Source organism: Arthrobacter sorbitolis, assembly GCF_054510995.1.
Genome location: NZ_JBTNDM010000001.1, coordinates 878,849 through 898,882 on the forward strand (window position 1 = coordinate 878,849; position 20,034 = coordinate 898,882).

15 protein-coding genes are annotated in these 20,034 nt (G+C 70.0%); 7 read left to right on the forward strand and 8 right to left on the reverse strand.

What is annotated here, in order from left to right:
- Positions 1-16: 16 nt before the first annotated feature.
- On the forward strand, positions 17-766 hold the full coding sequence (locus tag ACX80K_RS04165) for a DUF4191 domain-containing protein (RefSeq protein WP_459270583.1): 750 nt from the start codon (positions 17-19) through the stop codon (positions 764-766).
- Between the two features lie 113 nt (positions 767-879).
- Here ACX80K_RS04165 and ACX80K_RS04170 read toward each other — a convergent pair whose 3' ends face one another.
- On the reverse strand, positions 880-1,287 hold the full coding sequence (locus tag ACX80K_RS04170) for an RDD family protein (RefSeq protein WP_459270686.1): 408 nt from the start codon (positions 1,285-1,287) through the stop codon (positions 880-882).
- A 277-nt stretch (positions 1,288-1,564) separates the two neighbouring features.
- Between ACX80K_RS04170 and glnA the strand changes: the two genes are divergently transcribed.
- Positions 1,565-2,989: a type I glutamate--ammonia ligase gene (gene glnA / locus ACX80K_RS04175; RefSeq protein WP_104179418.1), complete on the forward strand. Its 1,425-nt coding sequence runs from the start codon at positions 1,565-1,567 to the stop codon at positions 2,987-2,989.
- Between the two features lie 219 nt (positions 2,990-3,208).
- Positions 3,209-5,362, forward strand: a complete 2,154-nt coding sequence (locus ACX80K_RS04180) for an acyltransferase family protein (RefSeq protein ID WP_459270584.1) — start codon at positions 3,209-3,211, stop codon at positions 5,360-5,362.
- Positions 5,363-5,416: 54 nt separating this feature from the next.
- Here the strand turns inward: ACX80K_RS04180 and ACX80K_RS04185 are convergent, their stop codons facing one another.
- Both ACX80K_RS04185 and ACX80K_RS04190 read right to left on the reverse strand, forming a co-directional pair.
- On the reverse strand, positions 5,417-8,425 hold the full coding sequence (locus ACX80K_RS04185) for a bifunctional [glutamine synthetase] adenylyltransferase/[glutamine synthetase]-adenylyl-L-tyrosine phosphorylase (RefSeq protein ID WP_459270585.1): 3,009 nt from the start codon (positions 8,423-8,425) through the stop codon (positions 5,417-5,419).
- Positions 8,426-8,465: 40 nt separating this feature from the next.
- Complete coding sequence (locus ACX80K_RS04190) at positions 8,466-9,806, reverse strand: glutamine synthetase family protein (RefSeq protein ID WP_459270586.1); 1,341 nt, start codon at positions 9,804-9,806, stop codon at positions 8,466-8,468.
- Between the two features lie 280 nt (positions 9,807-10,086).
- Here ACX80K_RS04190 and panB point away from each other — a divergent pair, with 280 nt between their 5' ends.
- Positions 10,087-10,971: a 3-methyl-2-oxobutanoate hydroxymethyltransferase gene (panB, locus tag ACX80K_RS04195; RefSeq protein ID WP_459270587.1), complete on the forward strand. Its 885-nt coding sequence runs from the start codon at positions 10,087-10,089 to the stop codon at positions 10,969-10,971.
- Between the two features lie 3 nt (positions 10,972-10,974).
- On the opposite strand, the gene ACX80K_RS04200 is transcribed toward panB, so the two are convergent.
- Positions 10,975-11,136: an SPOR domain-containing protein gene (locus ACX80K_RS04200; protein WP_146069559.1), complete on the reverse strand. Its 162-nt coding sequence runs from the start codon at positions 11,134-11,136 to the stop codon at positions 10,975-10,977.
- A gap of 93 nt (positions 11,137-11,229) precedes the next feature.
- On the opposite strand from ACX80K_RS04200, the gene map reads away from it, so the two are divergent.
- Together map and ppgK are read left to right on the forward strand one after the other, a co-directional pair.
- On the forward strand, positions 11,230-12,108 hold the full coding sequence (gene map, locus ACX80K_RS04205) for a type I methionyl aminopeptidase (protein ID WP_459270588.1): 879 nt from the start codon (positions 11,230-11,232) through the stop codon (positions 12,106-12,108).
- A gap of 92 nt (positions 12,109-12,200) precedes the next feature.
- On the forward strand, positions 12,201-13,013 hold the full coding sequence (ppgK, locus tag ACX80K_RS04210; RefSeq protein ID WP_459270589.1) for a polyphosphate--glucose phosphotransferase: 813 nt from the start codon (positions 12,201-12,203) through the stop codon (positions 13,011-13,013).
- A gap of 163 nt (positions 13,014-13,176) precedes the next feature.
- On the opposite strand, the gene nrdR is transcribed toward ppgK, so the two are convergent.
- The 3 genes from nrdR to ACX80K_RS04225 all read right to left on the reverse strand — a co-directional run bounded on the left by nrdR (position 13,177) and on the right by ACX80K_RS04225 (position 15,770).
- Entirely contained in the window at positions 13,177-13,674 is a 498-nt protein-coding gene (nrdR, locus tag ACX80K_RS04215; RefSeq protein ID WP_104179413.1) for a transcriptional regulator NrdR, read from the reverse strand.
- 145 nt (positions 13,675-13,819) lie between these two features.
- Positions 13,820-15,181 (reverse strand): histidinol dehydrogenase, encoded by a 1,362-nt coding sequence (gene hisD, locus ACX80K_RS04220; protein ID WP_459270590.1) that lies wholly within the window; start codon positions 15,179-15,181, stop codon positions 13,820-13,822.
- A gap of 61 nt (positions 15,182-15,242) precedes the next feature.
- Entirely contained in the window at positions 15,243-15,770 is a 528-nt protein-coding gene (locus tag ACX80K_RS04225; RefSeq protein WP_459270591.1) for a hypothetical protein, read from the reverse strand.
- Between the two features lie 134 nt (positions 15,771-15,904).
- On the opposite strand from ACX80K_RS04225, the gene ACX80K_RS04230 reads away from it, so the two are divergent.
- Complete coding sequence (locus tag ACX80K_RS04230; protein WP_459270592.1) at positions 15,905-16,435, forward strand: flavin reductase family protein; 531 nt, start codon at positions 15,905-15,907, stop codon at positions 16,433-16,435.
- Positions 16,436-16,454: 19 nt separating this feature from the next.
- Here ACX80K_RS04230 and dnaE read toward each other — a convergent pair whose 3' ends face one another.
- Positions 16,455-19,997, reverse strand: coding sequence for a DNA polymerase III subunit alpha (gene dnaE / locus ACX80K_RS04235; RefSeq protein WP_459270593.1), 3,543 nt, complete (start codon positions 19,995-19,997; stop codon positions 16,455-16,457).
- Positions 19,998-20,034 lie beyond the last annotated feature (37 nt).

Here is a 20,034-nt window from a genome sequence, read left to right on the forward strand (position 1 = left end):
GTAGAATCGGATCACTATGTCGCACACGATCGATCCTTCAGGTCCCCCGCCCAGACGCCGGCTCTTCTCGCGCAAGCCGAAAGCCGCGAAGGGGCCGAAGAAGCCCGGGCGCATGAAGCAGGTCGCCGAGGTCTTCCAGATGACCCGGCGCAACGACCCGAGTGCCGTCTGGTTCATGCTGCTGGCCTTCGTCGGCATCATCGCCGTCGGCCTCCTGATCGGCCTCCTGATCGACAACGTGATCACCCTGATGATCATCGCGATCCCGCTCGCGTTCCTCGCGGCCATCTTCATCCTCTCCCGGAGGGCGGAGCGTGCGGCGTTCTCCCAGATCGAGGGGAAGCCGGGCGCAGCCGGTGCGGCGCTGAGTGTCCTGCGCCGCGGGTGGATCCTGCAGGAGCAGCCGGTGGCCGTGAACCCGCGGACCCAGGACGCCGTGTTCCGGGTCATCGGCCGCCCGGGCGTCGTCCTCGTCACCGAGGGCCCCTCCTCACGCGTGAAGCAGCTGATCGACGGCGAGAAGCGGAAGATGGCGCGCATCATCCCCAACGTCCCGGTGCACGTCATCGAGACGGGCCGCGACGAGCACCAGGTCCCGCTGGCGAAGCTGCCGAAGAACGTGCAGAAGCTGAAGAAGACCCTCACCAAGCAGGAGGTCCATGCGGTCGACAAGCGGCTGACCGCCCTGGGCACGAAGCTCCCGATCCCGAAGGGCGTGGATCCCTTCAAGGCCCGGCCCGACCGGAAGGCGATGCGCGGACGCTGATCCACCCGATCGTCTCCAGACACAGAACGAGCCCCTCCCACACCTGGAGGGGCTCGTTCTGTGTCTGCGGCGTCTCCGGCGTCTGTGGCGTCTCGGGCCGGAGGCGGAAGAGCCTAGATGCGGAAGAGGCCCGTGGCGCGCGCCCGGTCGTGGAGCCCGCGCTGGTCGGCGTCGATGACGAGGGCCGGGACGACGAGGCACAGCAGCGCGCTCCGGATCAGGGCCGTGAGGAACCCAGCGGGCCTCCCGTCGAGCGTCTGCACCTGCATCCTCAGCACTCGGTGGCCGATGCTGTAACCGAAGAAGCCGACGAACAGGACCTGCTCCACGAGGAAGACGGACAGGGTCGCGAAGCCGTCGTAGCCGAAGAAGGCGGCGGAGATGAGGGAGCAGATGATCCAGTCGATGAGGAGCGCTCCCGCCCTGGGGCCGAAGCGTGCCAGCGATCCCGGGCCCGCTTCCGGCCGCCCGAGCCGCTGCCCCGGCCAGTCCTGGTTGCCCGAGGGCGGCGGGCCCTCCATCCACGAGCCCACGTCATTTCTGTCCACCGGCTCAGCGTACCGGCCGGGACCGGGAAGCTTTCCGCCCCGGCTCCGCGGGGAGGCGCTAGGGTGGACGGAGCAGTCCCAAGTAACGTCCCGGAAACAAGGGCGACACCAGCGAGAAACTGCCCGCTCCTACAGTTGGGACGAGTCGGCGGCAGCGATCCACCTGCCACAGCTCGTCATCATCGAGCGGTGCACGGACACGTGCTGACGCCGAGTCTTTTCACCAGCCATGCGTTAGGAGCATGAATCGATGTTTAAGAATGCGGACGAGGTCCTCACATTCATCGCCGACGAGGACATCAAATTCGTCGATGTCCGGTTCACCGATCTTCCGGGGGTGCAGCAGCACTTCAACGTACCGGCGAAGTCGGTCGACGCCGACTTCTTCGTGCACGGCCAGCTCTTCGACGGTTCCTCCATCCGCGGCTTCCAGGGCATCGCGGAGTCGGACATGCAGCTCATCCCGGACGTGACGACGGCGTTCATCGACCCGTTCCGCACCGAGAAGACCCTCGCGCTGAACTTCTCCATCGTCAACCCGCGGACCGGTGACCCCTACCACCGTGACCCCCGCAGCGTCGCCGAGAGGGCCGAGGCCTACCTTTCCTCGACCGGCATCGCCGACACGGCGTTCTTCGCCCCCGAGGCCGAGTTCTTCATCTTCGACAACGTGCAGTACGAGTCCTCCCCGCAGGGCAGCTTCTACAAGGTCGATTCGATCGAGGCACCCTGGAACAGCGGGCGCGAGGAGGTCGGCGGCAACCTGGGCAACAAGACCCCCTTCAAGGGCGGCTACTTCCCGGTCTCCCCCGTCGACAAGCAGGCCGACCTCCGCGACGCCATCTGCGTGGAGCTCGACAAGGCCGGCCTCGAGGTCGAGCGTTCGCACCACGAGGTCGGCGGCGCGGGCCAGGCCGAGATCAACTACAAGTTCACGACCATGACGCACGCTGCGGACGACCTGCAGAAGTTCAAGTACATCGTGAAGAACGTCTCCAACGCGTGGGGCAAGTCGGCCACGTTCATGCCGAAGCCGGTCTTCGGGGACAACGGTTCGGGCATGCACTGCCACCAGTCGCTGTGGAGCGACGGACAGCCCCTGTTCTACGACGAGCGCGGCTACGCGGGACTGTCGGACATGGCCCGCTGGTACATCGGCGGCCTGCTGAAGCACGCCTCGGCGGTCCTCGCCTTCACGAACCCGACCGTGAACTCCTACCGCCGCCTGGTCAAGGGCTTCGAGGCGCCGGTCAACATGGTGTACTCGCAGGGCAACCGCTCCGCCGGTATCCGCATCCCGATCACGGGGTCGAACCCGAAGGCCAAGCGCATCGAGTTCCGCGCACCGGACCCGTCGTCGAACCCGTACCTGGCATTCGCGGCGCAGCTCATGGCCGGCCTCGACGGCATCAAGAACCGCATCGAGCCCGCCGAGCCCATCGACAAGGACCTCTACGAGCTCCCGGCCGAGGAGGCCAAGGACATCCAGAAGGCTCCCGGCTCGCTCGAGGAGGCCCTGCTGGCCCTGGAGGCGGACAACGAGTTCCTGCAGGCCGGCGACGTGTTCACGCAGGACCTGATCGACACGTGGATCGAGTACAAGCGCGAGATGGAGATCAAGCCGCTCTCGCTGCGCCCGAACCCGTACGAGTTCGAGCTCTACTACGGCGTCTAGCAGCACCCCGCACGACCAGCACGACCAGCACGGACCGACGGCGGCTCTTCCTTTCCGGAAGGGCCGCCGTCGTCGTGCCGCGGGCCACGCGGTCGCCCCGCCCCCGAAATACACGGACAGCGGCGACGCGGACCTTACACTCGTCGAGGCCACAGCTGCCGCTGCCGGCGGGAGGGACTCAGGGCGGGCCTCCGCCCCCGTGGCCGAGAAGGAGAACTGTTGACGACCAGCGACACCGCCGCGCCGGCCCTGGTGCTCGCCCGGACCAGCGAGCCGCAGGCACCGGCTGCCCGGTCGAAGGCGCCCCGGAAGGACATCCAGGCGCTGCGGGCCCTGGCTGTCGCCTTCGTCGTCCTGAACCACGCGGCACCGGATCTGCTCCCGGGCGGATACGTCGGAGTCGACATCTTCTTCGTCATCTCCGGCTACCTCATCACCAAGCACCTGCTGGGTGAACTGTCGGCCACGGGACGGGTCCGCCTCGGCTCGTTCTATGCCCGCCGTGCCGTCCGCCTGCTGCCCGCCGCGCTGACCGTCTCCGCCGTCTCCCTGGCGGTCGCGTGGGTGGCGCTGCCCTATCCACGGTGGATCGGGGTCGCCCAGGAGACCCTCGCCGCCAATCTCTACGTCGAGAACTGGGTCCTGGCACTCAAGTCCGTCGACTACTCCGCGCAGACCGAGTCCGCGTCGCCCCTGCAGCACTACTGGTCGCTCTCGGTCGAGGAGCAGTTCTACCTCCTCTGGCCCCTCCTGCTGACCGCCGTCGTCACCCTCGCCGTCCGCCACCGGATGCGGAGCCGGGCGCTCCTCACCCTGGTGCTCGGAGCGGTCCTCGTGCTGTCCCTGGCCTTCTGCATCCACCTCACGTCCGTGAACAGGAGCGCCGCCTACTTCGTGACTCCCGCGCGTGCCTGGGAGTTCACGGCAGGCGCCCTGGTGGCCGTGCGGGCCCTGCGCCACCAGCGCAGCCTGACGATCCCCCTGGCCCCCGCACTCGCCGGAGCCGCGCAGGTCATCGGGTACGGGCTGATCCTCTTCTCCGCCATCGGCTTCACGGAGCGGACCCCCTTCCCCGGCTACCTGGCACTGGTCCCCGTCGTGGGCACCGTCCTCGTCATCGCCAGCGGCCCGCACCACCCCGCCTGGGCGCCCGGAGCCGTGCTCGGCGCCAGGCCCGTCCAGTTCGTCGGGGACATCTCCTACTCCCTGTACCTGTGGCACTGGCCCGCCCTGCTCCTCGTACCGGCCCTGGTCGGCCGCGACCTCCAGCCGATCGACACGGTCATCCTCCTCGCCGGAACGGTCCTCCTGTCCTTCGGCAGCAAGCAGCTGATCGAGGACCCGGCGAGGACCGGACTCCTCCGCCGCTTCGGCACCCGCACCTCCGGCATGCTCCTGCTCGGCGCCATGCTCGCCGTCATCCTCGCGGCGACGGCCCTGACCGTGTCCGCGAACGCAGCGGGCGATCGCCAACGGCAGGCCCTCGACGCGATCTCCGGCGGACCCTGCTTCGGCGCGAAGAGCCTGTCCACCCCCGACTGCGACCCGTTCGGCCCGCCCGCGCTCGCGCAGGTCGGCCCCGAGGAGGCTCCCTGGTTCGACGGCGCGGAATGCGCGGCGTCACCGGACCCCATCGAGGTGGGCGGAGGGACCCGCCTGAGCAGCTGTGACTTCGCCGCCGGCGGGGCACCGGCCGCAGAGGCATGGCTCGTGGGCGACTCGCATGCCGAACAGTGGAAGACCGCGCTCTACGCGCTGGCCCGGGAGTCCTCCTGGCGCCTGCAGGAGAGCCTCGTCGGCGGCTGCCCCTATGTCGGTGTCCGCCGGACGGAATTCAATGGCCGGCCGGAGGCCGAGGGGTCGCAGGACGCCTGCCTCGCCTGGAGCCAGGAGGTGTCGGACCGCATCCTGGACCAGAAGCCGGACCTGGTCTTCGTCTCGGCCTTCGGTGCCCGCGAGACCATCGACGACGGCTCGGGCCGGGACCAGCTGAGCCAGTACCGTGACGCCTTCGCGGATCGCGTCGGCGCCTGGGCCGACGCGGGCGTCGAGGTCTACGTCCTCCGGGACACCCCGCTGACGCTCGGCCGGGCCGGCCCGGACTGCCTCGCCCTCCATGCGTCGGAACCGCTCGAGTGCTCCAGCCCGGCCGGCGAGGCCCTCGCCGTCGACCCGCTCGCCGAGGCGGCTGTCGCCCTCGGTTCACCGCGGGTGAAGGTGCTGGACCTGCAGGACCAGTTCTGCCCCGGTGGCCGGTGCTATTCCGCCATCGGCGGCGTGCACGTCTTCTTCGATGCGAACCACATCACGAGCACCTACATGCGGTCGCTCACCCCCGTGCTCGCCGAGCGATTCGCGGCCCTCGACCGCTGAGCGTGCCCGCGGCCAGCCCTGCCGCGACCCTCACCAAGCGCAGAGCTGCGGGCCTCAGTACCCGTAGAAATGCCGCTCGAAGACGGCCCTGCTGCGCCGTGTCACCCGCAGGTAGTCCTCCTCGAGGTCCGAGCCGCTGCCCGGTCCGTAGCCGCACCAGCGCGCCACCGCCTCGAGGTCCCGCCGCGACGACGGCAGCAGATCGGAGCCGCGTCCACTCCAGATGACGTTCGCCGCCCGAATGCGGGTCGCCAGGTTCCAGCTCTCGCGGAGCGTGGCGACGTCCTCCGCGGGCAGCAGCTCCTCCGCGGCGACGACGTCCAGGGCGGCGAGCGTCGACTGCACGCGGAGGGCAGGGACCGCCCGCGCGTGCTGCAGCTGAAGCAGCTGCACGAGCCACTCGACGTCGCTCAGGGCGCCGCGTCCGAGCTTGAGGTGCCGCGACGGGTCGGCACCGCGCGGGAGCCGCTCGGACTCCACGCGGGCCTTGATGCGCCGGATCTCCCGGACGTCCGTCTCCCGAAGCTCCGCCGGGTAGCGCACGGCGTCGATGACCTCGAGGAACTCGGCCGCCAGGCCGTCGTCGCCCGCGAGGGGACGGGCGCGCAGGAGCGCCTGGGCCTCCCAGACCAGCGACCACCGACGATAGTATTCCCGGTACGAATCGAGGGACCGCACCATCGCTCCCTGCTTGCCCTCGGGCCGGAGCGCCGTATCGATCTCGAGGACCCGCTCCGCGAGCACGGGCGGCTTGCACGGCTGGGTGAGCAGGGCGGCCAGGCGTGCAACGATCGCCTCCGCCTGCTTCTGCGCGGCCTCCTCGTCGACGCCCGGGAACGGGCGGTGGACGTAGATGACGTCGGCGTCGGACCCATAGGTGATCTCCCTGCCGCCCTGGCGCCCCATCGCCATCACGACGACGTGCGTGAGCTGCTCCTCCCGCCCGAGGACCTGGCTCTCGGCCACGTGCAGGGCTCCGAGGATCGCGGCGCGGTCGGCGTCGGCCAGCGCCTCGCCCACCTGCGCCTGTGACAGCAGGCGGGAGCTGTCGGCGATGGCGATGCGCAGCAGCTCCCTGCGGCGGATCAGCCGGATCAGCCGGATGGCCTCCGCCGGCTCGGGGTGCCGCGACATCTTCGACTGGATCTCCTGCCACTGCGCATCGAACGTGCCGGGCACCAGCGCCGCATCCGAGCCGAGCCACTGCGTGGATTCGGGCGAGACCTCCAGCAGGTCGGTGATGAACCGGCTGCTCGACAGGACGGCGCACAGCCGTTCGGCCGCGGCGTTCGAATCGCGCAGCATCCCCAGGTACCAGTGGCTCTCGCCGAGCGACTCGCTGAGGCGGCGGAAGCCGAGGAGGCCGGCGTCGGGGTCGACGCCGTCGGCGAACCACGCGAGGAGGATCGGCAGGAGCTGGCGCTGCAGCATCGCACGACGCCGGAGCCCGCCGGTGAGGGCCTCGATGTGGCGCATCGCCCCGCGCGGGTCGAGGTACCCGAGCGCGGCGAGGCGGGCCTGGGCCGCCTCGGCGGTCAGCTGGACGTCCTCGGGGCGCAGCGTCGCCGCGTTGTTGAGCAGGGGCCGGTAGAAGATGGACTCGTGGAGCCGCCGGACCAGCTTCCGGGTCCGCTGCCACGAGTCGTGGAGGCTCTGCGGGCTGGGACGGACCGTGACCAGGCAGCCCTGCGAGGACCGGGCGAGGGCCCGCAGCGAGCTCTCGTCCTCGGGCATGAGATGCGTGCGGCGCATCTGCATGAGCTGGATCCGGTGCTCGAGGACCCGCAGGTAGCGGTACGCGTCGTCGAGGTCGAGGGCGTCCGACCGTCCGACGTATCCCGCGGAGCTGAGCGCAGCGATCGCGGTGACGGTGTCCCGGACACGCAGCGATTCGTCGAGCCGGCCGTGCACGAGCTGCAGCAGCTGCACTGTGAACTCGACGTCCCGCAGACCACCCGCTCCAAGCTTCAGCTGGCGGGCCTCCTCGTCGCGCGGGATGTTGTCGGTGACGCGGCGCCGCATCGCCCGGACGCCCTCGACGAAACCCTCACGCTGCGACGACGCCCACACGAACGGGGCGATGGCCTCCTCGTAGCGGCGTCCCAGCCCCGGATCGCCGGCTGCGGCGCGCGCCTTCAGGAGCGCCTGGAACTCCCAGCTCTTCGCCCAGCGCTCGTAGTAGGAGATGTGGGACTGCAGCGTGCGGACGAGCTGGCCGTCCTTGCCCTCCGGGCGGAGGTTGGCGTCGACCTCCCACAGTGCCGGCTCGGTCCCGGCGGAATAGACGCCCCGGGCCATGCCCGAGGCGAGGCCCGTCCCGATCCTCGTGACCGCCGTGTCGTCGAGCTCCTCGCCCTCCACCACGTACACGACGTCGACGTCCGAGATGTAGTTCAGCTCGCGTGCGCCGCACTTGCCCATGGCGATGACCGCGAGCCTGACGCGCGCCACGTCGTCGGCCCCGTACACCTCCCCGAGCTCGGCCCGGGCGACGGCGAGGGACGCCTCGAGCGCGGCCGTGGCGAGATCGGCCAGCTCGCGGGCGACGACGGGCAGGTAGTCCACCGGCGCACAGTGGCAGAGGTCGCGTACCGCGAGGTCCGTCAGGTGGCGCCGGTAGGCGACCCGGAGCCTGCGGTAGGCATCGGCCCCCGTGACGCCCGCGACGGGGTTGTCCTCCGCCGGGTCGGCGTCGACCGAGAGCAGCAGCGCGGACCTGAGGGCGTCGGGTCCGACGACGGCCGGCGTCGCCGGGCCGGGCCCGACCACGTCGAGGTGCTCGGGACGCCGCATGAGGAACTCGCCGAGGGCCTCGGAGGCCCCCAGGAGCCGGAAGAGCGGTCCACGCCTGCCCTCGTCGGAGAAGGCCGCAAGGACCGCCTTCCGGCTGCCGGCCAGCAGGCGCACGAAGGACTGCAGCGCGAGATCGGGGTCCGCGGCCGCCGCGAGGCCCGCGAAGAGGTCGTCGTCGTTCAGCCCGTCCAGTTCGGGCGCGTCCAGGAACCGCCGGCTCTTCTCGAGGTCCGTGAAGCCGTAACTGATCAGCTTGCGGTTGAGGCTCATCCCCCAACCCTAGCCATGTCGCCTCGGGCCCCGGCAGGCACTACAGGATGTTGAGATTCCGGCGCAGCTCGTACGGGGTCACCTGGATACGGTAGTCGTGCCACTCGGCGCGCTTGTTCCGCAGGAAGTTCTCGAAGACCTGCTCCCCCAGGATGTCCGCCACGAGTTCGGACTCCTCCATCACGCGGATCGCATCGTGCAGGCTCGCGGGCAGGGGGTCATGACCCATCGCACGGCGTTCCGCGGCCGTCAGGCTCCACACGTCGTCCTCGGCGGCCGGCGGGAGCTCGTAGCCCTCCTCGATGCCCTTCAGGCCCGCACCCAGGAGCACCGAGTAGGCGAGGTACGGGTTGCTCGCGGAGTCGATGCCGCGGTACTCGATGCGCGCGGACTGGCCCTTGTTGGGCTTGTACAGCGGCACGCGCACCAGGGCGGAGCGGTTGTTGTGGCCCCAGGAGAGGTAGCTGGGAGCTTCCCCGCCGCCCCACAGGCGCTTGAACGAGTTGACGAACTGGTTCGTGACGGCCGTGAACTCGGGTGCGTGGCGGAGGATGCCCGCGATGAACTGGCGTGCGGTCCTCGACAGCTGGAACTCGGCGCCGGCCTCGAAGAACGCGTTCGTGTCCCCTTCGAAGAGGGAGAAGTGCGTGTGCATACCGGAGCCCGGGTGCTCGGAGAACGGCTTGGGCATGAAGGTCGCGTAGCTGCCGGAGGTCAGGGCGACCTCCTTGATGATGGTGCGGAACGTCATGATGTTGTCCGCCGTCTGCAGCGCGTCGGCGTAGCGCAGGTCGATCTCGTTCTGCCCCGGGCCGGCCTCGTGGTGGCTGAATTCCACCGAGATGCCGACGGACTCGAGCATCGCCACGGCGGTCCTGCGGAAGTCCTGGGCCACGCCGCCGGGGACGTGGTCGAAGTAGCCGGCGTGGTCCACGGGCACCGGCTGGCCGTCGGCGCCCAGCTCGGCGGACTTCAGCAGGTAGAACTCGATCTCGGGGTGCGTGTAGCAGGTGAACCCCATGTCGGCGGCCTTCGCCAGCGTCTTCTTGAGGACTCCCCGCGGATCCGCGGTGGACGGCCGGCCGTCCGGCGTGAGGATGTCGCAGAACATGCGGGAGGTCTGTTCCTTCTCGCCGCGCCACGGCAGGATCTGGAACGTGGACGGATCGGGCTGCGCCAGCATGTCCGATTCGTAGACGCGGGCCAGGCCCTCGATGGAGGACCCGTCGAACCCGAGGCCCTCCGCGAAGGCGCCCTCGACCTCCGCCGGCGCGAGCGCCACGGATTTCAGGGAGCCGACGACGTCGGTGAACCACAACCGTACGTAGCGGACGTCCCGCTCCTCGATGGTGCGCAGTACGAACTCCTGCTGCCGGTCCATGACCACCTCTTCCCGTTCCTCGTCGCCCTGCCGCCCCGGAGGCGGAGGGCCGTGCCCGACGTCGTGCGCACCCGGTGCCGCCGCCTCCGCGGCATGCCACGGGCGTCGGCACGCGAGCGCCTGCCGTGAATCACTCTACTGACCCGCGGGAGCAGATCGGTGCGTCCGTCCGCCGGCCAGGGTGCATCGACCCGTGCGCCGTCCCGTGCGCCGTCCTGTGCGCCGTTGGCCGTGTGCACGCGGCGGGAGGCCGTCCGGCCCCGTCCGATAGGCTCGTTCCATGACTTCCGCCGAACAGCCAGCACCCTACGGAGAGGGAGCAGGCGCCGCTCCGGCCCCTCCGCCCGGCTCACCGGCCGCCGCACGACCGTCCGGCCGCATCCGCCTCCGCCACCTGCAGCAGGCCAAGGACCAGGGCACGCGCTTCGCGATGCTGACGGCGTACGACCAGTACGCGGCGCAGGTGTTCGACGAGGCAGGCATCGAGGTGCTCCTCGTGGGCGATTCGGCGGCCAACAACGTCCTCGGGCACGCCACGACCCTGCCCATCACCCTCGACGAGATGATCCTGTTCAGCCGCGCGGTGAGCCGGGCCGCGACACGCGCCCTCGTCGTCGCCGACCTGCCCTTCGGCAGCTACGAGGTGTCGCCGCAGCAGGCCGTGGAGTCGTCGGTCCGGCTCCTCAAGGAGGGACTGGTCCATGCCGTCAAGATGGAGGGCGGGGCCGACTACGCGGACACCGTCCGCGCGCTCGTCCGTGCCGGGATCCCCGTCATGGCGCACATCGGGTTCACGCCGCAGAGCGAGCACGCGCTCGGCGGCTACCGGGTGCAGGGCCGCGGGGAGGCGTCCGGGCGGATCGTCGACGACGCCGTCGCCCTCGCGGACGCGGGCGCGTTCTGCGTGCTGATGGAGATGGTCCCCGCCGGGACGGCGGCGGCCGTCGACGCCGCCGTCCGGGTACCGACCATCGGTATCGGCGCGGGTCCGGGGACCACCGGCCAGGTGCTGGTGTGGCAGGACATGGCCGGGCTGCGCGGCGGCAGGCAGGCGAGGTTCGTCAGGCAGTACGCCGACCTGCGGACGGTGCTCTCGGACGCCGCCCGCGCCTACGCCGACGACGTCCGCGCGGGCAGCTTCCCGGGACCCGAGCACACCTTCTAGGCGCTAGTCGTCCTCCCGGTCCCAGGCGTCGTTGCGCTGCTGGACCTTCTCGAGGGCCTTCTCCGCCTCCCCGCGGGTGGCGTAGGGCCCGATCAGCTGGGTCCAGTCCGACTGCCGGTCCTCCTCGACCTCGTGCGTCCGCACGTTGTACCAGTACTCCGTCATGGCGTCCTCCTCGGTGCAGGGCCCGGTGCTGTCGTCCGGGATCCGGGGCACCGCTTTTCCGGCCGTCCCCGTGCCCGCTATAGGATCAAGGGTATGCCCCAGTCCTCCGCCACGGCCCCCCTCGGGACGCTGACACCCGGCACGGTCTCGCCGCAGCGCCCTGTTCCTCCGGGCATCGCCCGGCCCGAGTACGTGGGCCGCAAGGCTCCCGCCCCCTTCACGGGCTCCGAGGTGAAGACAGCCGAGACGATCGAGAAGATCCGGGTCGCGAGCCGGATCGCCGCGCAGGCCGTCGTCGAGGTGGGCCGCGCCGCGACACCCGGCGTCACCACCGACCAGCTCGACCGGATCGGCCACGAGTTCCTGCTCGACCACGGCGCGTACCCCTCGACCCTGGGCTACCGGGGCTTCCCCAAGTCGCTGTGCTCGTCCCTCAACGAGGTCATCTGCCATGGGATCCCCGACACCACGGTGCTGCAGGACGGCGACATCCTCAACATCGACATCACCGCCTACAAGGACGGCGTGCACGGCGACACGAACTACACGTTCTGCATCGGCGACGTCGACGAGGAGTCACGGCTCCTCGTCGAACGCACCCGCGAGGCCCTCGACCGGGCGATCCGCGCGGTGGCCCCGGGCCGGGAGATCAATGTCATCGGGCGCACCATCCAGTCCTACGCGAAACGGTTCGGTTATGGTGTTGTCCGTGACTTCACCGGACACGGCGTCGGGGAAGCGTTCCACACGGGCCTGATCATCCCGCACTACGACGCCGCTCCCGCCTACAACCGCGTCATCGAGCCGGGCATGGTCTTCACCATCGAACCGATGCTGACGCTCGGCACGATCGACTGGACCATGTGGGCGGACGACTGGACCGTCGTCACGAAGGACCGGAAGAGGACAGCGCAGTTCGAGCACACGCTCGTTGTCACCGACCGCAGCGCGGAGATCCTGACCCTGCCCTAGCGCACCGCCCGCGGACCGTGCCCGACTCTTGCCCGACCACTGCCCGACCACTGCCCCTCCGGCTCGCGCCGGCCCCACTTCGACGGAGAATCATGGCCAAGGACACCGACAAGAAGAAATCGAAGAAGCTCCCAGCGACCGTCATCGGCGTCGACATCGGCGGCACTGGCATCAAGGGCGGCATCGTGGACCTCGAGAAGGGTGTCATTGTCGGTGAGCGCTACCGGATCCCGACGCCCAAGCCCGCCACGCCCGAAGCCGTCGCGGGGGTCGTGGCGCAGATCGTCGCCGAGCTGACCTCACGGCCCGAAGGACCCCCCGCCGACGTCCCCGTCGGGGTCACCTTCCCCGCGATCATCCAGCACGGCGTGGCCCGCTCGGCGGCGAACGTGGACAAGAGTTGGGTCAACACCGACGTCGACGCCCTGTTCACCAAGGTCCTCGGACGCTCGGTGCACGTGATCAATGACGCCGACGCCGCCGGGCTCGCGGAGGTCCGCTACGGTGCGGGCAAGGGCAAGATGGGCACGGTCCTGGTCATCACCCTCGGGACCGGCATCGGCTCGGCCTTCATCTTCGACGGCAGGCTGGTGCCGAACGCGGAGCTCGGCCACCTCGAGATCGACGGGCACGACGCCGAGACGAAGGCGTCGGCGGTCGCCCGCGAGCGCGACGGCATCGGCTGGGACGAGTATTCCGTCCGCCTGCAGCGCTACTTCTCGCACGTCGAGTTCCTCTTCTCGCCGGAGCTGTTCATCGTGGGCGGCGGCATCTCGAAGCGGAGCAGCGAGTACCTGCCGTCGCTCCAGCTGCGCACCCCGATCATCCCGGCGGAGCTCCGGAACCACGCGGGGATCGTCGGCGGAGCGCTGCAGGCCGCCCTGCTCTTCTCCTCGCGGGCCTGACCACCCCTCCCGCGCAGCCGGAAGCCCGGGTACGGATCCTGTCCGTACCGGGCTTCCTGGCTGTCCGGTCGTCATGTCCGGTCGTCCTGCCGCCGGGGGCGGACGTGGAACCGGTGGTGGCGTCGGCTTCCCCTCCGCAGCCACCACCGGAATCTGTAGGGCGCTAACGCGCCGTCAACGGCCGTTGCGCGCCGCTCGGCACGCGCTCGTTGTCCTTCGCCTGCTCGCGCAGGGTGTCGATCGCCTCTTCGAAGTCCTCGAGCGACTCGAACCCCTGGTACACGCTCGCGAAGCGCAGGTAGGCGATCTGGTCGAGCTTCCGGAGCGGGCCGAGGATGGCCAGCCCCACTTCGTGCGCGTCGATCTCCGCGACACCGCTCGCGCGGACGTTCTCCTCGACCTCCTGCGCAAGGAGTGCGAGGTCGTCCTCGGTGACCGGCCGGCCCTGGCAGGCCTTCCGGACACCGTTGATGATCTTCGACCGGCTGAACGGCTCCCCCGCGCCCGAACGTTTCACCACGCTGAGGCTCGTGGTCTCGACCGTGCTGAAACGGCGTCCGCACTCGGGGCACTGGCGGCGGCGGCGGATGGCCGAGCCGTCGTCCGCGAGGCGACTGTCCACGACACGCGAGTCGGGGTTACGGCAGTACGGGCAGTACATGGCCTCCCCTTCCGCTCGACAACAACCGTCCCGCCCATTTTAGGACTACATATGGTGAAACAACAACACTGTCATTACCAGATGTAGTGGGTGGGCGTGCCGGAGGGGTGTCCGGGTGGTGTCCGAGGGTGTCCGGCGGGCCCGGTCAGGCGGCGGTGCCGTCGAAGCGCGCCGTGACGGCTTCTCCGTGCGCCGGGAGGTTCTCCGCGTCGGAGAGGGCCAGGATGGACGACGACACCCGGGCCAGCGCCGCGCGGTCGTAGTCGACGAGCTGCACCGCACGCAGGAACGTGGTGACGTTGAGGCCGGAGGCGAAGGACGCGGTGCCGCCCGTCGGCAGCACATGGTTGGAGCCGGCGCAGTAGTCGCCAAGGCTCACGGGGCTGTACGCGCCGACGAAGATGGCTCCCGCGTTGCGGATCCTCGCCGCCACGGCACCGGCGTCGGCGGTCTGGATCTCCAGGTGCTCGGCCGCGTAGGCGTCGCACACCGCGATGCCGTGGTCGAGGTCCTCGACGAGGATCACCCCGGACTGCGGTCCGGAGAGTGCCGTCCGGACCCTGTCGGCGTGGCGTGTCGCGGCGGCGCGGACCTGGAGGGCCGCGACGACCGCGTGCGCGAGGTCCTCGGAGTCCGTGACCAGCACGGACGCCGCCTGCGGGTCGTGCTCGGCCTGGCTCACGAGGTCGGCCGCGACGAGGTCGGCGTCCGCCGTCGCGTCGGCGAGGACGGCGATCTCGGTGGTGCCGGCCTCGGAGTCGATCCCCACCTGGCCGCGGACCAGGCGCTTGGCCGTCGCGACGAAGACGTTGCCCGGTCCCGTGACGACGGTGACCGGGTCGATCCCCGGGCCCGCGTCCGAGCCGTCCGGGATGCCGTGGGCGAGGGCCGCGACGGCCTGCGCGCCACCCATCGCGTACACCTCGGTGACGCCCAGCATGGACGCCGCCGCGAGGATCACGGGGTGCGGCCAGCCGCCGAACTCCTTCTGGGGCGGTGACGCGAGGGCGATCGAGCCGACGCCCGCGGCCTGCGCCGGGACGACGTTCATCACCACGGAGGACGGGTAGACGGCCAGCCCGCCGGGGACGTACAGCCCTACCCTGTCCACGGCGATCCACTTGTGGGTCAGGTGCGCGCCCTCGGCGATCTCGACCTGCACGTCCGCCGGGACCTGGGCCCGGGCGAAGATGCGCGCGCGGCGGATGGCCTCCTCGAGAGCCGACCGCACGTCGCCGTCGAGCCCGGCCACGGCAGCCGCGATGACCTCCGCCGGCACGCGCGGGTGGTCCTGCTCCACGCCGTCGAACCGCCGTGCGAGGTCCCGCAGGGCGTCGAAGCCGCGGTCGCGGACGTCGTCGATGATCGCCTGCACGGCGGCCTCCGAGGACAGGGCACTCGCCGACGCCCGCGGCATGGCGTTCCTCAGCTCCCGGGGGGACAGCGCCAGGCCGCGCAGGTCGAGGGTCCGGAAACTGACGGGGGAGGTACTGGGCGCGGGAGTCACCCGACGAGTCTATCGGGAGCCGCACCGGGTACGCGGCGGGACCGGGCGCGCGACGGGCCGCTCAGGTCCTGCGGCGGGCGAGCCCGACGAGTGCCGTGACGAAGACGATGACGGCGGCGACGCCGGGCCAGATCGCCAGGGCCCCGTAGGACTGCAGCACGAAGGAGGAGCCCGGCAGCCCTTCCGTGCCGTGCGGCCCGAGGAGGTAGGCGAGGCCCTCCCCGACGCCGAGGGCCAGGAGCGAGCCGAGGATCGATCCGCCGATCGCGGCCACGATCCGGGGCACCACGCCGGGCCGGGTCAGGCGGAGCGCCACGACGGTGCCGACGGCGATACCCGCGACCAGTTCCAGTCCGGCGAGCGTGAGGTCGCGGAGCACCCAGTCCGCCGCGACCTCGGGGTCGCCGAACAGGCGCCCCGTGGGCGCGAGGAGCCACCACGCGGCGCCGAGCAGGGCACCGAGGAGGACCGTGGAGCCGAGCCACCAGAAGATGCCCGAGGGCGGCACGGACCGCCTGTCCTCGGCGACGGCGTAGACCGGCGGCGGGTAGTTGCCCGATCCTGTGTCCGGTTGCTGGCTGGCGCGCATGACTTCTACATTAACAAACCCTCCCGCGCCCGGGGACCGCGCCTAGGGTGGAGGAGCCGCTGAGGTGGGCCTTCCCCTGCCCGGGTCCGCCCGCCGCCGCGGCGTCCACTGCCGATACTGCCCGGAGGAACCCTGTGACCAACCCCAGCACCGCCCAGGGAGGCCCGTCGTCGTCCCCCGTGCTGCACGGCGAATCCTTCCGCGAGGTCTTCCGCCGCCACGCGGCCGGCGTCTCCATCATCACCGCGACCTACGACGGTGTCCCCTACGGGTTCACCGCCACCTCGGTGGCCTCGCTGTCCGCCGACCCGCCACGGTTCTCCTTCAACATGGCGAGGACGTCCTCCTCGTGGCCCGCGGTCGCGAACACGAACTTCGTGGGCGTCCACATGCTCAGCACCGAGAACGAGGGGCTCGCCAACCGGTTCGCCCGCACGAAGGACCGGTTCACGGGCGACCACTGGGAGCCGGGGCCGGAGGGCGTGCCCATCCTGAAGGACGTGGCCGGCTGGCTCGTGGGCCGCATCAGCATGCGCCTGTCCTTCGAGAACAATGCGGTGGTCGTCGCCGAGGTGATCGACGGGACCATCGGGCCGGACGGCGCACCCCTGCTGTACCACGGCGGGAGCTACGGCACGCCGACGGCCACCGACTACGTCATCTGAGCCGGCCGGCCGGCCGTCCTCAGGCGTCGAGGCAGGCGGGCCCGAGCAGCACCTTCAGGTCGCCGAAGAGCCCGGGGGTCGGATTGACCCGCAGGTCGACCCCGAGCTTCATCACCTCGACCTTGCGGGAGCCGTTGAGCCGGATGAGGACCTCGCTCGTCCCGGGGTGCGTCCGCAGGACGTCGCCGAGGGCCGTGACCGCCGTCTCCGTCGCCTTGTGCTGCAGCATCGAGATCACCACGGGGCCGGAGTGCCCCTCGCTGAGGTCGGGCACGGTGAGTTCCTGCGCGTTGAGCATGACGGCGCCGTCGTCGCGGCGCTGCAGGCGCCCGCGGACCACCACGATCAGGTCCTCCGCGAGGACACCCGAGATGGGTCCGTACACCTGGCCGAAGAACATGACCTCCATCGACCCGGCGAGGTCCTCGACCTCGGCGCGCGCATAGGCGTTGCCGCTGTTCTTCGCGATCCTGCGCTGCAGGGAGGTGATCATGCCGGCGATCGTGACGATCGCGCCGTCGGCCGGGCCCTCCTCGCTGATGATCGACGGGATGGAGGAATCGGCGTGCTGGCCGAGGATGCCCTCGAGTCCCTGCAGCGGGTGGTCCGACACGTAGAGTCCGAGCATGTCGCGTTCGAACGACAGCTTGTCCTTCTTGTCCCACTCCGGGAGGTCCGGCACGTCGACGGACAGCCCGCTCACTCCCCCGCCGTCGCCGCCGTCGAACGCGCTGAAGAGATCGAACTGGTTCGCCGCCTCGTTGCGCTTGAGGACGATCACGGAGTCCACCGCTTCCTCGTGGATCATCGCGAGGGCCCGGCGCGGATGCCGCAGCGAGTCGAACGCGCCGGCCTTGATGAGCGATTCGATGGTCCGCTTGTTGCAGACGACGGCGGGCACCTTCTGCAGGAAGTCGCTGAACGAGGTGAAGGCACCCTTCTCCTCGCGCGCCCCCACCATGGCGCCGACGACGTTCGCGCCGACGTTGCGGATGGCGCCCATGCCGAAGCGGATGTCCTTGCCGACCGGGGTGAAGTTGACGCTCGACTCGTTGACGTCCGGCGGCAGCACCGTGATGCCCATGCGCCGGCACTCGTTGAGGTAGATGGCCAGCTTGTCCTTGTCGTCGCCGACGCTGGTGAGCAGGGCCGCCATGTACTCGGCGGGGTAGTGGGCCTTCAGGTACGCCGTCCAGTAGGACACGAGGCCGTAGGCGGCGGTGTGGGCCTTGTTGAACGCGTAGTCCGAGAAAGATTCGAGCACGGTCCACAGCTTGTCCATCGCGGCCTGCGAATAGCCGTTGGCCTTCATGCCCGCGAAGAAGTCCGCCTGCTGCTTGTCGAGCTCGGACTTCTTCTTCTTGCCCATCGCGCGGCGCAGCATGTCCGCCTGCCCGAGCGTGAAGTTCGCCAGCTTCTGGGCGGCGCTCATCACCTGCTCCTGGTAGACGATCAGGCCGTACGTCCCGCCGAGGATCTCCTCGAGCGGGCCCTCGAGCTCGGGGTGGATCGGCTCGATGTCCTGCAGGCCGTTCTTGCGGAGCGCGTAGTTGGTGTGCGAGTTCACGCCCATCGGGCCCGGCCGGTACAGCGCAAGGACCGCGGAGATGTCCTCGAAGTTGTCGGGGCGCATGAGCTTCAGGAGGGACCGCATGGGCCCGCCGTCGAGCTGGAAGACGCCGAGCGTGTCGCCGCGCGCCAGGAGCTCGTAGGACTCCTTGTCGTCGAGTTCGAGGTCCTCGAGGACCAGGTCGACGCCCTTGTTGCCCTTGATGTTCTCGACGGCGTCCGTGATGATCGTCAGGTTCCTCAGGCCGAGGAAGTCCATCTTGATCAGCCCGAGGCCCTCGCACGTGGGGTAGTCGAACTGCGTGATGATCTGGCCGTCCTGCTCCCGGCGCATGATCGGGATGATGTCGATCAGCGGGTCCGAGGACATGATGACGCCGGCCGCGTGCACGCCCCACTGGCGCTTCAGCCCTTCGAGGCCGAGGGCCGTCTCGAACACCTTCTCGGAGTCGGCGTCGGTCTTCAGGAGCTCCCGCAGCTCCTCCGCCTCGGAGTAGCGCTTGGCGCCCTTGTTGTGCACGTCGGCGAGGGCGAGGCCCTTGCCCATGACGTCCGGCGGCATGGCCTTCGTGAGGCGCTCGCCCGTGGAGAACGGGTAGCCCATGACGCGCGAGGAGTCCTTCAGGGCCTGCTTGGCCTTGATGGTGCCGTACGTGACGATCATGGCCACGCGCTCGTCGCCGTACTTCTCCGTCACGTACCGGATGACCTCGGAGCGGCGGCGGTCATCGAAGTCGACGTCGAAGTCGGGCATGGACACGCGCTCGGGGTTGAGGAAGCGCTCGAAGATGAGGCCGTGCTTGAGCGGGTCGAGGTCGGTGATGCGCATCGCGTACGCCACCATGGACCCGGCGCCCGAGCCGCGGCCGGGACCGACGCGGATGCCGTTGTTCTTGGCCCAGTTGATGAAGTCGGCGACCACGAGGAAGTAGCCCGGGAAGCCCATCTGCGTGATGACGCCGACCTCGAACTCGGCCTGCTTGCGGACGTCGTCAGGCACGCCGGCGGGGTAGCGGAACTGCAGGCCCGTCTCGACCTCCTTGACGAACCAGGACTGCTCGTTCTCGCCCTCGGGGACCGGGAAGCGCGGCATGTAGTTGGCCTTGGTGTTGAACTCGACGTCGCACCGCTCGGCGATGAGCAGCGTGTTGTCGCAGGCCTCGGGGTAGTCGCGGAAGATGGCGCGCATCTCGGCGGGCGACTTCAGGTAGAACTCGTCGGCGTCGAACTTGAAGCGCTTCGGGTCGGCGAGGGTGGACCCGGACTGCACGCAGAGCAGCGCGGCGTGCGCCTTCGAGTCCTCGGCGTGCGTGTAGTGCAGGTCGTTGGTGGCGACGAGCGGAAGGCCGAGCTCACCGGCGAGCCGGATGAGGTCGGCCTTGACCCTCCGCTCGATGTCGAGCCCGTGGTCCATGAGCTCGCAGAAGTAGTTCTCCGCGCCGAAGATGTCGCGGAAGTCCGAGGCCGCCTGCCGGGCCTCGTCGTACAGGCCGAGCCGGAGCTTGGTCTGCACCTCCCCCGACGGGCAGCCGGTGGTGGCGATGAGGCCCTTGCCGTAGGTCTGCAGCAGGTCGCGGTCCATGCGCGGCTTGTACAGGTAACCCTCGAGGGACGCCAGGGACGACATCCGGAAGAGGTTGTGCATGCCCTCGGTGGTCTCCGACCACAGCGTCATGTGCGTGTACGCGCCGGCGCCCGAGACGTCGTCGCGGCCGCCGCCGCCCCACTGGACGCGCGTGCGGTCGTTGCGGGCCGTGCCGGGCGTGACGTAGGCCTCCACGCCGACGATGGGTTTGATCCCGGCGCTGTTGGCCTTGCTCCAGAAGTCGAACGCACCGAACACGAAGCCGTGGTCGGTGGTCGCGAGGGCCTTCATCCCGAGTTCCTCGGTGTGGCTGAACAGGTCGGTCAGCCGGGCCGCGCCGTCGAGCATCGAGTACTCGGTGTGGTTGTGGAGATGGACGAACGAGTCTTCGGATGCAGGAGTGGCCACCGGGCAAGTCTAGTGCTCCCCTACCCCGCGGACGGCC